General features: G+C 62.0%; 16 protein-coding genes and 1 pseudogene. 10 read left to right on the top strand and 7 right to left on the bottom strand.

Annotated elements, in window-relative coordinates; translation table 11 throughout:
* The first annotated feature begins 197 nt into the window (after positions 1-197).
* On the top strand, positions 198-806 hold the full coding sequence (locus ACP7EW_RS00410; RefSeq protein ID WP_426160925.1) for a LysE family translocator: 609 nt from the start codon (positions 198-200) through the stop codon (positions 804-806).
* Positions 807-845: 39 nt separating this feature from the next.
* Here ACP7EW_RS00410 and ACP7EW_RS00405 read toward each other — a convergent pair whose 3' ends face one another.
* Positions 846-2,000 carry a DUF1624 domain-containing protein gene (locus ACP7EW_RS00405; protein ID WP_426214500.1) on the bottom strand — a complete coding sequence of 385 codons (1,155 nt, stop codon included), beginning with the start codon at positions 1,998-2,000 and terminating at the stop codon, positions 846-848.
* 129 nt (positions 2,001-2,129) lie between these two features.
* Here ACP7EW_RS00405 and ACP7EW_RS00400 point away from each other — a divergent pair, with 129 nt between their 5' ends.
* From ACP7EW_RS00400 to ACP7EW_RS00385, 4 genes and pseudogenes are all read left to right on the top strand, one after another.
* A complete protein-coding gene (locus ACP7EW_RS00400) occupies positions 2,130-2,627 on the top strand; it encodes a sigma-70 family RNA polymerase sigma factor (RefSeq protein WP_426214498.1) in 498 nt (165 codons plus the stop codon).
* Positions 2,624-3,577, top strand: a complete 954-nt coding sequence (locus ACP7EW_RS00395) for a FecR domain-containing protein (protein ID WP_033896702.1) — start codon at positions 2,624-2,626, stop codon at positions 3,575-3,577. The genes ACP7EW_RS00400 and ACP7EW_RS00395 overlap by 4 nt, the downstream gene beginning before the upstream one ends.
* Before the next feature lie 88 nt (positions 3,578-3,665).
* On the top strand, positions 3,666-6,095 hold the full coding sequence (locus ACP7EW_RS00390) for a TonB-dependent siderophore receptor (protein WP_426214496.1): 2,430 nt from the start codon (positions 3,666-3,668) through the stop codon (positions 6,093-6,095).
* 84 nt (positions 6,096-6,179) lie between these two features.
* Positions 6,180-6,716, top strand: a pseudogene (locus ACP7EW_RS00385) (DUF924 family protein).
* A 3-nt stretch (positions 6,717-6,719) separates the two neighbouring features.
* Here ACP7EW_RS00385 and ACP7EW_RS00380 read toward each other — a convergent pair.
* Positions 6,720-7,415, bottom strand: a complete 696-nt coding sequence (locus tag ACP7EW_RS00380; protein WP_426214494.1) for a hypothetical protein — start codon at positions 7,413-7,415, stop codon at positions 6,720-6,722.
* 177 nt (positions 7,416-7,592) lie between these two features.
* On the opposite strand from ACP7EW_RS00380, the gene yfcF reads away from it, so the two are divergent.
* Entirely contained in the window at positions 7,593-8,225 is a 633-nt protein-coding gene (gene yfcF, locus ACP7EW_RS00375; RefSeq protein WP_426214492.1) for a glutathione transferase, read from the top strand.
* On the opposite strand, the gene ACP7EW_RS00370 is transcribed toward yfcF, so the two are convergent.
* A complete protein-coding gene (locus tag ACP7EW_RS00370) occupies positions 8,200-8,472 on the bottom strand; it encodes a hypothetical protein (RefSeq protein WP_426214490.1) in 273 nt (90 codons plus the stop codon). The two genes, yfcF and ACP7EW_RS00370, sit on opposite strands and share 26 nt — an antisense overlap.
* A 131-nt stretch (positions 8,473-8,603) precedes the next feature.
* Between ACP7EW_RS00370 and ACP7EW_RS00365 the strand changes: the two genes are divergently transcribed.
* Together ACP7EW_RS00365 and ACP7EW_RS00360 are read left to right on the top strand one after the other, a co-directional pair.
* Positions 8,604-9,248 (top strand): ATPase, encoded by a 645-nt coding sequence (locus ACP7EW_RS00365; RefSeq protein ID WP_426214488.1) that lies wholly within the window; start codon positions 8,604-8,606, stop codon positions 9,246-9,248.
* Positions 9,249-9,282: 34 nt separating this feature from the next.
* Entirely contained in the window at positions 9,283-9,624 is a 342-nt protein-coding gene (locus ACP7EW_RS00360; protein WP_269130977.1) for a hypothetical protein, read from the top strand.
* A gap of 13 nt (positions 9,625-9,637) precedes the next feature.
* Here the strand turns inward: ACP7EW_RS00360 and ACP7EW_RS00355 are convergent, their stop codons facing one another.
* Positions 9,638-10,384 (bottom strand): creatininase family protein, encoded by a 747-nt coding sequence (locus ACP7EW_RS00355; RefSeq protein ID WP_426214486.1) that lies wholly within the window; start codon positions 10,382-10,384, stop codon positions 9,638-9,640.
* Positions 10,385-10,412: 28 nt separating this feature from the next.
* Positions 10,413-11,126: a murein L,D-transpeptidase catalytic domain family protein gene (locus tag ACP7EW_RS00350; protein ID WP_016977141.1), complete on the bottom strand. Its 714-nt coding sequence runs from the start codon at positions 11,124-11,126 to the stop codon at positions 10,413-10,415.
* A gap of 39 nt (positions 11,127-11,165) precedes the next feature.
* Between ACP7EW_RS00350 and ACP7EW_RS00345 the strand changes: the two genes are divergently transcribed.
* Entirely contained in the window at positions 11,166-12,761 is a 1,596-nt protein-coding gene (locus tag ACP7EW_RS00345) for a L,D-transpeptidase family protein (protein ID WP_426214484.1), read from the top strand.
* A gap of 191 nt (positions 12,762-12,952) precedes the next feature.
* A complete protein-coding gene (dapF, locus tag ACP7EW_RS00340; RefSeq protein ID WP_426214482.1) occupies positions 12,953-13,756 on the top strand; it encodes a diaminopimelate epimerase in 804 nt (267 codons plus the stop codon).
* Here dapF and ACP7EW_RS00335 read toward each other — a convergent pair.
* Together ACP7EW_RS00335 and ACP7EW_RS00330 are read right to left on the bottom strand one after the other, a co-directional pair.
* Positions 13,744-14,886 (bottom strand): PAS domain-containing sensor histidine kinase, encoded by a 1,143-nt coding sequence (locus tag ACP7EW_RS00335; RefSeq protein ID WP_426214480.1) that lies wholly within the window; start codon positions 14,884-14,886, stop codon positions 13,744-13,746. The two genes, dapF and ACP7EW_RS00335, sit on opposite strands and share 13 nt — an antisense overlap.
* Positions 14,876-15,691, bottom strand: a complete 816-nt coding sequence (locus ACP7EW_RS00330) for an alpha/beta fold hydrolase (protein ID WP_426214478.1) — start codon at positions 15,689-15,691, stop codon at positions 14,876-14,878. The genes ACP7EW_RS00335 and ACP7EW_RS00330 overlap by 11 nt, the downstream gene beginning before the upstream one ends.
* Between the last annotated feature and the right edge of the window lie 30 nt (positions 15,692-15,721).

Raw genomic sequence — 15,721 nt, 5'->3', positions numbered from 1 at the left:
ACCGCGCTATACAAATTGCACGGTTCAACCGGATAAACAGCAATCCTCAAGTCTGGGGACGTGATGAAATAGCGTCAATGGCTTTTGTGATATCGCTCTGGTCCTAGTAGATCCTCGCTCACGCCTCCACAAACGTACAAGATTCGCCCTTCTCTCCCTCAGTAGACTCGCCGCACTCCCTCTACTGCAGGTTTTCCATGGACATCTTCCTCTACGCCTTCAGCGTCATGTACAGCCCCGGCCCCGTGAACTTCATGGGCCTCAACGCCGGGCTCACCGGTCAGTTCCGGCGCTCCACCGGGTTTTTCATCGGCGTGGGCTGCGCGATGCTGGTGTTGTTCGTGCTGTTCGGCTACACCGGCGAGGCGATCATTTCCCAGGCGGCCTTGCCCTATATTTCGTTGATTGGCGGCGTGTACACCTTGTACCTGGCTTATCAGGTGTTCACCGCGCGCACGGTGGTCGATGAAAAAGTCTCTACCGCACCGGCCAAGACGCTCACGTTCTGGAACGGCCTGGTGATCCAGTTGCTCAACCCCAAGGGCATCATGGCGGTGCTGCCGATCACCAGCGTCATGCTGCCGGCGGCGCATATCACTGGGGTGTCGATTGCGCTGGTGTCGGCGTTGCTGGCCTTTGGCGCGTTTGGCGCGCCGTGGATCTATGCGTTGCTCGGCGCATTGCTGGGGCGGCGGATCAACGGGACGTCGGCGTTTACCGTGTTCAACCGCTGCATGGGTCTGGCGCTGGCGGTGTGTGCGTATTTCATGTTTCACGCGTTCTATGTGCATCTGGTCGCCACGTGAGTGGGGCTCGTCACCTCGACTCACGCATAGATCGAGCTTCTACAGGTACTTGAGCCAGGCCAGGTCGCGGCGTCGTGCCTTGAGCCCGGCAAACCAACGTACCGGCGGATACAGCGCCAGCGGCAGCAGCAACGCCACCAGCCAAATGGCGCCCATGCCGTCGACGCCGAAGTAGTTGCCGTGATTCAGGCCAAACAGTGCCACACACGCGACGTAGAGGATTTTCAACACGTACAGGTGCAGCAGATAGAAGAACATCGGCGCTGCACCGAAGGTGGCGAGCAGGCCGATCCAACGCTTGCTTCCCGCCTTCTCGAACGCCAGCAACAGCAGCAAGCCGATCCCCAGCGTCAGCGCCAGAAACAACAACGAAGGCGGGTACTTGGTGATGTTGAAAAAGCTCATCAGGGTCTGCACGCCATTGTCATAGGCTTGCCAGGGTTTTTCGCCGTACCCGTTGGCTGCTCGCAACACCACGAACCCTATCAACGCACTCATACCGCCGAGCAATAGATAACGCTGACGCAGCGCCGGCGGCATGCCTTGGGCAAACCACGGGCCGAGGCTGTAACCCAGGGCAATCACACCGATCCACGGCAGCACCGGATAGGTGATGCGCAGGCGCAGCGAGTCGCCCACTTCGATCCAGCTACGCTCATGCAGGATCGTCCATGGAATATGCAGTGCCGAACCGGCGTCGAAGTGCAGCCCGTCCAGCAGGTTGTGCCCGGCAATGATCACCACGGCCAACACGATCAGCAGCGGACGCGGCAACCACACCAGCGCCGCAAGGGCGATCATGCTCACGCCAATCGCCCAGATCACTTGCATATAGATCACGCTGGGCGGCAGCTGAAAGGTCCAGGCGAAGTTGACCAGGGTGAACTCCAGCACCACCAGGAACAGCCCACGTTTGAACAGGAACGCCGACACATCGCGCCGGCCCTGATATTTCTGGCCGTACAGCCACGCCGACAAACCCGTGAGCAACACAAACACTGGCGCACACAGGTGGGCGAGGGTGCGGCTGACAAACAGCGCGGGCTCGGTGCTGTCGATGGTCATCGGGTCGCTGACCTGACGGTGCAGCAGGAAGGTTTCGCGCACATGGTCCAGCAACATGAACAGGATCACCAGGCCGCGCAGGGCATCGATGGAGAGCAGGCGTTGGCGCAGGGGAACAGCATCGGTCATGGGTGAGGGTCACAGGGTAGGGCGGAAATGGGTTGTTATCCTATAACATTAATTAACGCGTTGCCGCGATTCGTTGCCCAGATTAGAATGCGATCAATTCTTAATTACTACCGGGTTCGGGTGATCGGCATGTCGTCTTCGCTCCATCTGCCTGTCCAGGCGTTGTACTGCGAACATCATGGTTGGCTGTACCGCTGGCTCGACCGCAAGCTGGGTAATGCCAACGACGCGGCCGACCTGGCTCACGACACCTTCATGCGCCTGCTCACCCGCCAACACAGTGCCGGTTTCGGCAGCGAGCCGCGCGCGTTGCTCACCCATATCGCCAAGGGCCTGATGATCGACAGCTGGCGTCGCCAGGAAGTCGAACGCGCCTACCTGGAAACCATCGCGCACCTGCCCGAGCAGGCAGTGCCGTCGCCGGAAACCCGCTGGCTGATCCTTGAGGCGTTGTTCCGCATCGAAGCCATGTTGCGGGATTTGCCGGAAAAGACTCGCCAGGCCTTCCTGATGTCACAGCTCGACGGCTTGACCTATCAGCAGATCGCCGACGAATTGAAGGTGTCGCTGGTCTCGGTCAAACGCTACATGCGCGATGCGTTCCTTGCGTGCCTGAGCGTGGCATGAACCCGTCCATCGACCCGCTGATCCTCGGGGAGGCCGCCGACTGGATGGTGCAGTTGCAGTCCGGCAGCGCCACCGACGAAGACCGTCGCGCCATCGCCCAATGGCAAGGCCGCAGCGCCCAGCACGCCCAGGCCTGGCAACGGGCCCAGGCGATTCTGGGGGATTTCAACAGTGTGCCGGCAGCGATTGCGGGCGACACCCTCAAGCGTATCGGCCGCAAAAAATCCCTCGGCCGCCGCCAGGCGCTTGGCCTGTTGCTGCTGGCGGGCCCTGCGACCTGGCTGGCCTACCGGCAAAAACCGTGGCAACCGTGGACCGCCGACCAGCACACCGCCGTTGGCGAGCAACGCAACCTCACTTTGCCGGATGGCACACGCCTGCTGATCAACACAGCCAGCTCATTGAATATCGCGTTCACCGACCAACTGCGGCGTCTCGAGTTGCTGCAGGGTGAAGTGATGATCACCACCGCCAAGGACCCCGCGCCGACCCATCGTCCGTTTGTGGTCCAGACCCGCCACGGCACCGCCCGCGCCCTGGGCACGCATTTCAGCGTGCGGGTGGACGAGCAGAGCAGCCGCGTGGCGGTGCTCGACGGTGCAGTGGAAATGCTGCCGCAGCACGCCCGTCGTGGGCTGATCCTCAAGGCCGGCGAGCAGAGCGCATTCGGCAGTGACAGCGTGGCCGCGGTGCAGCCGCTGGAGGCCGGCGCCACCACCTGGGAAAACGGCATGCTGCTGGCCCAGCAGATGCGCCTGGCGGACTTGCTCGATGAGCTGGGACGCTACCGCCACGGCGTGTTGCGCTGCCACGACAGCGTCGCCGGGCTGAGCGTGTCCGGGGCGTTCCCCCTGCGGGACACCGACGCCAGCCTGCGTTTGTTGCAGGAAACCCTGCCGGTCAAAGTCAGTAGCTTGACCGGCTACTGGGTGACGATCGAACCGCGCTGAATTTTTTCCCGTTTCGCTGATACCTTTTCAGTTGTCGCCCGGTGTAGGGGAGAACCCTCAACTCTGCACCGCGTCGACAGGAACCCCCATGACCTTCACTCCGCACCCGATCCGCCCCTTGAAGGCCTTGAGCCTGGCTGTCGCCCTGGCTGCCATCGCGCCGCTGCACAGCGCCGTGGCAGCCGACGCCCCGTCGAGCAGCGCGTCACGCAGCTACCACCTTGCGCCGGGGCCTTTGGGCAATGTGTTGGCGCAATTCGCGGCGTTGTCCGGGGTGCCGTTGTCATTTGATTCCACGCTGCTCAACGACCAGCAAAGCGCTGGTTTGCAGGGCAGCTTCACCGCGCAGGCGGGCTTCATGCAACTGCTGCAAGGCAGCGGCTACGCACTCCAAAGCACCGGCGCCAATGGCTACACCCTGGTGCCTGAAGCAACGGGCGACGCCGTGCAACTGGGCGCGACCACCATCAGCGGCGAGAGTGGGGCGCAGGCGGATACCTATGCCGGTGGCCAGGTCGCCCGATCGGCGCGCCTGGGTGTGTTGGGCAATCGCTCGATCAATGACGTGCCGTTCAGCGTGGTCAGCTACACCGCCAAGACCATCGCCGACCAACAGGCGCGCACCGTCGGGGATGTGCTGCTCAATGATGCGTCCGTGCGCCAGTCGGCAGGCTTCGGCAACTTTTCCCAGGTGTTTACCATTCGCGGCCTGCCGCTGAACACCGATGACATTGCCTTCAACGGTCTGTACGGCGTGCTGCCACGGCAGATCATCACCACCGAAGCCCTGGAGCGGGTCGAGTTGTTCAAAGGCCCCAACGCCTTCGTCAACGGTGTATCGCCAGCCGGCAGCGGCATTGGCGGCAGCGTCAACCTGGTGCCCAAGCGCGCCGAAGATGTGCCAACCCGCAGCGTCAGCCTCGACACCACTACCGATGGCCAGAGCGGCGGCCACCTCGACCTGGGCCAGCGTTTCGGTGAAGACAACCGCTTCGGCGCGCGGGTCAACCTGGCCAAGCATGGCGGCGACACGGCCATCGAGGACGAATTCAAAAGCTCGCAACTGGTGGCCGTCGCCCTGGATTACCGGGGCGATCGCCTGCGCGTGTCCACCGACTTCGGCTACCAGAAAGAGCGCATCAACAGCGGTCGCTCGGTGGTCTATCCCAACGGCACACAGGTGCCGAAGGCGCCATCGGCCAAGCACAACTATGCCCAGGACTGGAGCTGGTCGGAGCTGGAAGACACCTATGGCATGTTCAATGCCGAATACGATTTGAATGACAGCTGGACCGCCTACGTAGGTGGCGGGGCCAAGCACACGCGGGAGAACGGGCAGTATTCATCGCTGTACGTGGGCAACGATGGCAGTGGCCGTGTGGGATTTTTGTACTCGCCTCACGACGAGGACAACAAGAGCGCCATGGCCGGCTTGAACGGGCGCTTCAACACCGGCCCCGTGAGCCATCAGGTGAACTTCGGTTTGTCCGGCATCTGGGGTGAGCAACGTTCGGCATTTGAAGCGATCCTGCAAGCCAACCGCCGGCCGGGCAACCTCTATAACCCGACCCAGATCCCACGTCCGTCCGTTACTTACTTCGGCAGCGACATCCACGACCCGCGCATCGTCGGCAAGAATCGCATCAAAAGCGCGGCAGTGTCCGACACCCTGGGCTTTATCGATGATCGTGTGCTGCTGACCCTGGGCGTGCGGCGCCAGACCATCGAGGTAGATGCATGGAACACCACCACCGGCGTGCGCAACGCCAACTATGCCGAGAGCATCACCACGCCGGTGTATGGCCTGGTGGTCAAGCCGTGGGAGCACGTGTCGTTCTACGCCAACCGCATCGAAGGCCTAGCCCAAGGGCCGACCGCGCCGTTGACCAACGTCACCAACCCTGGCGAGGTCTTTGCGCCTAACCGCAGCAAGCAGACCGAAGCCGGGGTCAAGCTGGATGGGGACAGTTTTGGCGCGACCTTGGGTGTCTACCGAATCGAGCAGCCCAGCAGCGCCACCAACACCAACCCGAATGGCACCAATACCTTCAGCGTCGATGGCGAGCAGATCAACAAAGGCGTGGAATTGAACGTGTTCGGTGAGCCGGTTGACGGCCTGCGCCTGCTGGCCGGTGCGACCTGGATGAACACCGAACTGAAGAACACCTCCAACGGCCTCAACGACGGTAACCGCGCGGCTGGCGTGCCACGTTTCCAGTACAACGTCGGCGCCGACTGGGATATTCCCGGCCTCCAGGGCGCCGCCGTCAACGCGCGGATGCTGCGCACCGGTGGCGAGTACGTCAACGCGGCCAATAGCCTGAGCATCCCCGCCTGGACCCGAGTCGACCTTGGCGCTCGTTATGGTTTCAGGGCCGATGACAAGTACATCACGCTGCGCGCCAACGTCGAAAACGTGGCGAACAAGGCGTATTGGGCGTCGGCGTCGACGGCCAACAACTACCTGACCCAGGGTGAGCCGCGCACGGTCAAACTCTCCGCAACGGTGGACTTCTAACCGACGACGCCGCTCCCACATTGATCCTTGCCCCACCGAGGATTCTGATACTGTCAGCGAAATTGCTTGTGCAGGCCGCTCATCATGACTACCCCTCAATCCGTCCTCGACTTCTGGAAACACGCTGGCCCCAAACACTGGTTCGCCAAGGATGACGCCTTCGACGCCACCTTCCGCGACACCTTCCACACCGCCCACCTGCAAGCTGCCCGGCGCGAACTGGAACATTGGCTGGATTCGGCGCAAGGAGCCCTGGCTCTGCTGATCCTGCTTGACCAATACCCGCGCAACGCCTTTCGCGGCACTGCCCACATGTTCGCCACCGATCCATTGGCCCGCCTGTATGCGAGGCGCATGGTCGATGCCGGATTGGATTAGCAGGTCGAGCCGGCATTGCGTGCGTTCTGCTACCTGCCGTTCGAACATTCTGAAGACTCGGCGGATCAACAGCGCTCACTGGTCCTGAACCAGCAGTTGGACGCCAACACTTACCGTTGGGCCAAGGAGCACGCGCGCATCATTGAGCAATTCGGGCGCTTTCCCCATCGAAACGAGGTGTTGGCCAGGGCTACCACCGACGCCGAGCGTAGGTTTCTGGACGCGGGCGGGTTCTCTGGCTAGCGGCTATTGAGCGTCCCGGTCGATTTCCAGGCGTTTGCGCGCGTTGGGGCAGCCGTTGGTTGCCAGCGCTTTCTCAAGGTATTCAATACGCAACGGCCGGGCGGTTCTGCGATTGGTTCGGCTGGCGAGCACTTTATAGAGTTCGGCGCGGTAATCGTTTTCGCTGCCTGATTGCAGCTCGACGCCCTTGGGCGGCGCGCCGCAGGTCAACCAGACGGCGGGCTGCGGGTAGTAAGGTGCAAAGTCGTCCATTTTAGCCAGGGCGTTTTGCAGCGCCGGCATGTACTTGGGGCCCATCACATAGTCCAGGCAAGTGTTGTCGACGTAAAGTGCGGCCGGGGCAAAGCCGTGCTCCAGGCTTGAGATTGCCAGTTGGCACATCTCTTGTTCTTTGCCGGGCACCAAATAGATCTGATACAGGAGCATCAGGCGGTATTCGGCAACGGGATGTCCTGCCTGCGCTGATTCGCTCAAGCGTTGTTGGATGAGCGCCAGGTTCGCTTTCTTCTCGTCCAAATCGGCAGGTGTTTTCTTGGCCAGCACTGAGCGCATCAGGTCGGCGTACTCAGCGTCGCTTTTCTTCAACAGGGCGGCGGCTTGCTGATACTGCACTTCACCGGGCAGCGCGGGGAGATCACTGGCCGACGCCACGTAGGAAACACAGGAGAACGACAAAAACACGGCGAAGGGAAAGCGCAAGACGAACATCCTTTTTCAGTGCTACGCAGGTGCGCGCTGGGTGGAAAGTCTACCTTGGCAGGCGTTGCCGTTACAGCGGGTGCGGCTATTCCCACCAGGAATGCCCCCATAAAAACAGCGCATTGTCTTTCTCGCCGCACATCTCGTAGCGTGGTGTTCCACTCACGGAGAATCGTTATGAGCCAGCGTCCGTTGCGCCTGTATGTTGATCATTTGTATACCAGTCCCTACGCGATGTCGGTGTTCGTCACCCTGCGGGAAAAAGGCCTGAGGTTCGACACCTTGACCCTGGACTTGGACGCCGCGCAAAACCAGGCCGCCGACTTCGCCCAACTGTCCCTGACCCAGCGCGTGCCAACGCTGGTAGAAGCAGACTTTGCGCTGTCGGAGTCTTCGGCGATCACGGAGTACCTGGAAGAGGCTTACCCCGAGACGCCGGTCTATCCGACCGATCCCCGGCAGCGGGCGAGGGCGCGGCAGGTGCAGGCGTGGTTGCGCAGTGACTTGCTGCCGATCCGCCAGGAGCGTTCGACGATGGTGGTGTTCTACGGGCAGAAGATGCCGCCCTTGTCCCCCGTGGCCGAAGCGGCGGCGCGCAAGCTGATCGGCGCGGCCCAGGCGCTGTTGGCGGGTAACCGGGCCTATCTGTTCGGCGCGTGGTCGATTGCCGATGTGGACCTGGCGGTGATGCTCAATCGCTTGATCCTCAACGGCGACAGCGTGCCCGCCGAGTTGGTGGAATACGCGCAGCGCCAGTGGCAGCGGCCGTCCGTGCAGGCTTGGGTCAATCAGCAACGCCCTGCGCTGTAGAACGTTCAGTGATTTGCACGACACGGCGGTCGAGGTCTTCCCAGTCCGCCATGCCGAGCACCCGTGTGGTGTTCAAACCCCGCAGGTAACCGCGCAGTTGCTGGGCGCTGGCGCTGATTTGATCGGCGTCGGCTGCCTCGTCCTGCAGCACGTGTTCATAGTCGACCAGGTAATCGGCGACCCGCTCGCGAAACTCCGGTAGTACGGCTTCGCGGATGCGGTCGAAGGTTTTCTGGTGGGGCTTCATGGCGTGGTCCTTATAAGTTTTATGTCAGCACTATCGGTTCAGATAATAGTCACCATCAAGGATCGCAAGTTCTGTTTTTGCGGGAAAAGCGGAAAATCACGCCATCGAGACGCTGTTCAAGGAAATGCGCGATGAGGACGTTTATTCAGCTGGCGTTGATGGCTTTGATGCTTGGCACGGTTGCCATCAACAACGCGGCAATGGCCGATGATCTGCCCACGAGCCATTTGCTACCGATCAACGGTAGCGTAGACTCCCTGCAGCACGCGCAGTCGGTGGGTGTATTGCTGAGTGACAACACCCGCGACAACCTCAGCTACCTTGAACGCTACCACGACATGGCTTTGAATGGCGCCAAGGATGCCCTCGACGGGCGTATCCGCCAGGCGTTCGTCAACAGTTCCGATCCGGAACTGGCCATCGATTGGTTGATGAACTCGCTGCAAGGCACTTTTTTGTCGGTGACGGTCTACGACAACCTGGATGCCTTGGTGCAGGCTCACCCCGATGTGGTGGTGATGCTCGATACCCATAACCAACTGTTGACCCAGCGCAACGACCAGGTCGAGGCGCGTTTTATTGCGCGGTTCTATGATGCGAACCTGCAATACATCGCCAAGGCCGAAGGCTCGGTACACAAGCAGGTGCCGTCAGTGTGGGTACATGACAAGGCAGCGCCGGAAATTGCCGCGCAGATCGAGCAGCAGAGCGATGTGCAACTGGATGCCTTGAAGCAGTTCGATGCGTCGCTCAAAGCGCTGGTCCGTGCCGGTTGATGTGAACCTTTATTTTTATAATCAGGAATTTTTCATGCGCGCTTTTTTCGCCCCGGCCTTGGCCTTTGCTTCCCTGTTGCTGGCCGGTTGTGTGTCCGCCCCCAACGCACCCACCCTGACCTTGCAGACCAGCAAAACGCCTGAAGCCTATGTGCAGTGCGTGCTGCCGAAGCTGGAGAAACATGGGATCACCTCCACCGTGACGCAGAACTCGCGCCATGCCAAGGTGGTGTTGACCAGCAAGATTGCCGCCGATGATGTGCTGGAAGCCTACAAGTCCCAGGACGGCGGCAAAGTGTTCCTGTATGAGCGCAAGCCGCTGGCGTCGACGATTACGCCGTCGCGGCTTGAGCTGGCTGCCAAGGAATGCCAATAGTTTTGCGTATGGCCTAGGGCTTGGCTTCGTTGCTGAAGGCATTCACCGTCTTGACCAGCCCTTGCGCCGCCAACGCCACCAACTCCCCACCTTTTTCTACTGTCGCCAGCGCCGGGTCCGAGCCCATGCGCCCATCCGGGAAGCGCGCGCGGAAGTCCAGCGCTTCACGGATCGGCCCGGTGTTGGCGATTTTTGGCGAATAATCGGCCGTCTTGATCGAGTCCGGATAGGCCCACTGCGTCACCGCAATCTCCGACGGTGTGGCATGGCTGCCATGGCCCACCGGAAATTGGCGTTGCGCCAGGTCGTTCACGCCCTCCAGGTCCCACCAGTTCACCAGTTTCAAGGCAAACCCGGCCGGGCGGCGGGCAAAGCTGGCCTCGGCGTACAGCTCGGAAAATGCCGCTTCAATCGTGGCGATATTGCCGCCATGGCCGTTCAGAAACAGGATTTTCTCGAAACCATGCCCGGCCAGCGAGCGCACCCAATCGCCAATCGCGGCGATAAAGGTGGAAGGGCGCAGGGAAATGGTGCCGGGAAAGCCCAGGTGATGCTGGGCCATGCCGATGTTGAAGGTGGGGCCGATCAGCAGGTCGGCGTTCTTCTGCGCTTCATGGGCGATGATTTCCGGGCACATCCAGTCGGTGCCCAGCAGGCCGGTAGGGCCGTGCTGTTCGTTGGAACCGATGGGAATCACCACTGTGCGGCTGCGTTCCAGAAACTGCCCGATCTCGATCCAGGTGGATTTGTGTAGAAGCATGCGAGGTTCTCTTATCTATGGGGACAGGCTATCCGCCACGGATTGTACGACTACTCGCCACCTGTTGGGGTTTGCAATTGAGGTAGGTCGAGGACTTCAGCCAGCGCTGGTCCGGGTACCACGAAAACATGAACTGCCCATCCTTGAGCTTGTCCACCACCTGGCGTGCCACCTGCGGGCGCACGGCCGGGCAACCCTGGCTGCGGCCGATACGGCCTTCGCGCTTGCTCCACAAGGGGCTCACGTAGTCGGCGGCGTGAATCACGATGGCGCGGTCGCGGGCCTGGTCATTGAAACCCGGCTCCAGGCCGTCCATGCGCAGTGAGTAGCCGTGGGTGCCCAGGTAGCTTTCCTGGGTGCGGAACAAGCCCAGGCTGGACTGGTGGCTGCCTTCCAGGTTGGAGAACTGGGTGGCGAAGTTTTCCCCGGATTTGGCGCCGTGGGCGACCAGGTCGCGTAGTACCAGGGTTTTCTTGCGCAAATCGAAGATCCACAGCCGACGGGCGGTCGAAGGCTGGGAGTAGTCAATAACCGCTAGGCGCTCGGAACGTTCCTCGCCGTTATTGACCGCGCACTGCACCGCGTTCAGGGCGCTTTTGAGTACGGTGGGATTGAGTTCTGGAGCCGAGCGCGCCAGGCTGCTATACAAGTTAGGAGAGGTCTGATTGGCGGCGAGCGCAAAATTGCTCAGCGTAGCCAACGCCACGGTCATCAAACCGAGGCGGCGCATGAAAGTCAGCATCTACGAAGTGTCCCCCGGTGTGGATTGGAGCCTGGTCAATTGTTCAAAAAACACGCATGTTACTTGAGCATTTGCCTGCTCGTTGCACCATTGGTCGCGACAGCGGACGCGCTGCCGGTCGAGCCGTTGCCGGTGACCACCCCGGCGCCGGTCGATCTGGCGCCCGTGCAACAGGCGTTGGCGCAACTGCCGAGTGTCTGCCCCGGCCTGGCGCCGCAGCTCGACCCCGCTGCGCAACTGCGCCTGCAAGCCTTCTACCAGCAGCAAGGTAATGTGCCGCTGTGGTCCGCCGATGAACGCCGACAAGCCCTGCAATCTCAGTTGCTGATGCTCGCCGATGACGGCCTGGACCCCACCCACTATAGCTTGCCTGCGCCAGATGCTACGGCCAACGTGCTGTGCAGCGATATAGCCACCAGCCAGCGTTACCTGCAAGCCTTGCAGGATCTGCATTACGGCCGACTGCAACAGTCACGTTTCGAACCCTTGTGGCATTCCCAACCGCCTACGCGCGACCCCAACGTCGAAGTGCTGGCCTTTGCCGCCACGGGCTTGCAAGACATGCCCCAGGCATTCGACCAGGCGCGGCCCAGTGCCGACTTGTATCGCAGCCTGCGCAACGCCTATTCCACCGTGCGCCAGCAGCCGTTGCCGCATTGGGATCCGGTCGCCAGCGGTCCGCTGCTGCGCCCCGGCATGGAAGACCCCCGCGTGCCGGAGCTGGCGCGGCGCCTGGTCAGTGGTGGCTACCTCGCCAACGCGCCCAGCGGTAGGCAGTATCGCGATGAACTGGTCAAGGCGGTCAAGGCCTTCCAGCTCAGCCACTCGTTGCAGGCCGATGGCGTGATCGGCGCCGGCACCGTGGCCGAATTGAACATCAGCCCGTTGGTGCGCCGCGAACAACTGCGTATCAACCTTGAACGCTTCCGCTGGCTGGCCCAGGATCTGGAGCCCGAAGGCGTGCTGGTGAATGTCGCCGCCGCGCAACTGAGCGTGTACCAGAGCGGCATCCCCGTGTGGCAAACCCGCCTGCAAGTAGGCCGCGCGGAACGCCAGACGCCGTTGCTCAAATCGCGCATCACCCGGCTGACCCTCAACCCCACCTGGACCATCCCGCCCACCATCATGCGCGAGGACAAACTCCCGGCCATCCGCCTCAATCCTGAATACCTGCGCCAGCAGAACCTGCAAGTACTCGACGCCGAAGGTCACCCGCTGGCGCCCGAGCAAATCGACTGGGCTCGCCCTGGCAATATCCTGCTGCGCCAGGAAGCCGGGCCGCGCAACCCGCTGGGCAAGATCGTGATGCGCTTTCCCAACCCGTACTCGGTGTACCTGCACGACACGCCGAGCCAGCCGCTGTTCACCAAAGGGCCGCGGGCGTTCAGCTCGGGGTGTGTGCGGGTCGAGCAACCGTTGTTGCTGCGGGATTTGCTGGTGAGCCCGGCCGAACGTACTCGCACCGATGAGCTACTGGCCACCGGCGTGACCCATGAATTCCGGCTGGCCACGCCTGTGCCGGTGTTGTTGAGTTACTGGACAGTGGAGGTCAATCGCGAGGGCGGGTTGGTGTATGCCCCGGATATCTATGGTCGGGACCTGGTGTTGATGAAGGCGATGGGGAGTGTGCTCTGAAGCGTGCTTCTGTAGTGAGCGGGCTTGTTGTGGTGAGCGGGCTCACTACAGAGAGACTTAGTTCGCCATAGCGGTGAGGTCCGTCAAAGTCACCGCCACCACCGCAGACAATTAGCATGGGTGGCTCTCGATAAGGTTGGGCCGCTTCAGGGTATCCTTCAGTTTCCCACCGGTCTACCACAGGACAGCCCATGCCCCTGCCGTTTGTGAAAATGCACGCCCATGGCGATGACTTCATCATCATCGACCGCCGTGGCCTGGACGATCCGATCACCGCGAAAATCGCCCGCCAACTCGGCAACCGCCACACCGGTATCGGTTTCAACCAACTGGCTGTGCTGCTCGATTGTGATGACGCCGCGGCGCGCATCAAGTTCTGGAACCCCAACGGCACGCCGCTGGCCACCTGCGGCAGCGCCACCCGTGGCGTGGCTGATCGCTTGATGCATGAAGCCGGCAGGGACTCGGTGGTGCTGCGTACCGATCGGGGCTTGCTGACCTGTGTGCGGGCAGCGGGGCGGCAGGTGTCGGTGAACATGGGCGAGCCGTCGCTGGACTGGTCAGCCGTGCCGCTGGCCGAGGCCATGGACACCCGCACCTTGCCAATCGGTGGCAACCCGGCGGCGTGCAGCATGGGCAACCCGCATTGCACGTTTTTTGTAGACGACATTGCGGCTGTCGACGTGGCGGCCTTGGGCCCGGCGCTGGAAATTCACTCGTTGTTCCCGGCCAAGACCAATGTGCATTTCGTGCAGGTGCTTGACCGTGGGCACATCCGCCTGCGCATCTGGGAGCGCGGCGGCGGTGTGCCGTTGGGCTCGGGTTCTTGTTGCTGTGGCGCGGTGGTCAACGGGATTCGTCGCGGACTGCTGGACGATACCGTCGAAGTGCAATGCGACGGCGGCACGGTAACCGTGAATTGGGCAGGCGAGGGTGGCGTAGTGCTGACGGGCAGCGTAGAGCCGGTGATGCAGGGCAGCGCCTACGTTGGCTGAAAGTTGACGGTAAACGTGGTGCCGCCCGTGACACAGGAACTCACCGCCACATCGCCGCCATGCACCCTGGCCAACTCGCGCACGATATACAGGCCGAGGCCCACGCTGCGCACATCACTGCCTTGGTCGGTGCCACGGGTCATGGGTTCGAACAGTTCGGCGAGCAAGGCTTCGGGGATGACCTTGCCGTGGTTGTGTACTGAGACCTCGCAGCTATCCCGCCCCAGCCGTGACGTGACGGTGATCGGCCGTTGCAGGTCGCCATACGCCACGCTGTTGGCCACCAGGTTGCCAATGATCTGCTGCACGCGGTCGGCGTCCAGGCAAGCCTCGCCACTGCCCTCGGCGAGATGCGCCAACGTTGCTGTGGGAAACGCCACGCGCAGTTCATCCACGGCCCGATGAATCACCTCATGCAGGTCCAACGGCGCCGCCTTGATGGTAATGCCCTGGCCGACGCGCGCCTGGGTGAAGTCCAGCAGGTCGGCGATCATGCGCTGGGCACGCTCGGACGACTGGCCAATGTGCCCGAGCAGTTGGCGTTCCTTGGCAGTGCGTTCGCCACGGTTGAGAAAATCCGAGGCCATGCGAATGGCCGTGAGCGGGTTCTTCAAGTCATGGCTGACAATCGCCACCATCTGCTCGGCAAACAGCGCCCGGCGCTGGGCGATGGCATAGGCCTCGTTTAATTCGGCCTGGGCCAGTTTGAGCGCGAGTTCGGTGGCGGTCTTTTCCTGTAACAGCGCTTCGGCGAAGTTGCGTGCATTGAGCAGCTCGCGCTCGTACTTGTCGCGGTCGGTGGTGCCGAACAGCGCCAGGTCGTACACCGCACCGTGGTCCTGCTCGCGCTTGATGCCGTTGAGCAGCACGGTCAGCTTGTGGCCGTCACGGTGCAGCATGTCGAGTTTCACTTCGGTGACGCTGCCACGCAGGCGCAGCATCGGCGCCAGGTGGGTCTGGTGGAAGATCCGCCCGCCCATGGTCAGCAAATCCTGGAAGCGCTTACCGCACAGCTCTGTGGTGCTGAACCCCAGCCACTCGCTGAAACGCGTATTGGCTTGCAGGATCGTGCCATCCTCAGCCGTCACAGCGAGGGCGCAGGCGGCACTGTCAAACAACTCAGCCGGCATGGGCGGCCGTCCACGGCGCCAGGAAGCTTTCCATCGCCGCCGCGCACGCTTGCGGCGCGCTCATGTGCGGGCAATGGCCGACGTTGTCCACCAGGCAATAGGTGCTGTTGGGTAGCACGCTGTGCAGGTATTCGCCCACGGCCACGGGGGCGATCAGGTCGTCGCTCGATTGCAGGATCAGCACCGGAGTGGCCAGGCCGATCACGTCCTGGCGGTTGTCCGACATGAACGTCACCCGCGCAAATTGCTTGGCGATCTCAGGTTCGGTGCGGCAGAAACTGTCCGTCAGTTCCTCGCTCAACGCCGGTTGCCCAGGCGCGCCCATGATCACCGGGGCCATGGCGCTGGACCAGCCGAGGTAGTTGCTGTCGAGGGTGTCGAGCAGGTCCTGGATATCCGCCAGCTTGAAGCCGCCGACATAGCCGTCGGCGTCGATATAGCGCGGCGAGGGGCCGATCATGACGTGGGCGGCAATGCGGCCGGGGGCCTGGCGGTCGGCGAGGGTGCCGATCATGGCACTCACCGAATGGCTCACCAGAATCACCGGGCCTACCGCGAAGGCGTCGATGATCTCGTTCAAATCACGGGCGTAGCCGTCCAGGGCACTGTATTTGGCCTTGTCGAACGCACTGAGGTCCGACAGACCGGCGCCCACCAAGTCATACATCACCACGCGAAAGCGTTCGGAAAATTGCGGTGCCAGGTAATTCCACATGGCCTGGTTGCAGCCGAAGCCGTGGGAAAACAACAGGGTCGAGCGGCCGTTGCCCATCACACTGACATTGTTACGGTGGCGTAGGTCCATGGGCTTCCCGTTATGGCGCTTTGCTATGCG

The sequence above is a fragment of the Pseudomonas sp. DWRC2-2 genome, from assembly GCF_049897885.1.
Classification (GTDB): Bacteria; Pseudomonadota; Gammaproteobacteria; order Pseudomonadales; family Pseudomonadaceae; genus Aquipseudomonas; species Aquipseudomonas azotoformans_A.
This window is presented reverse-complemented; position numbering and strand designations above follow the sequence as displayed.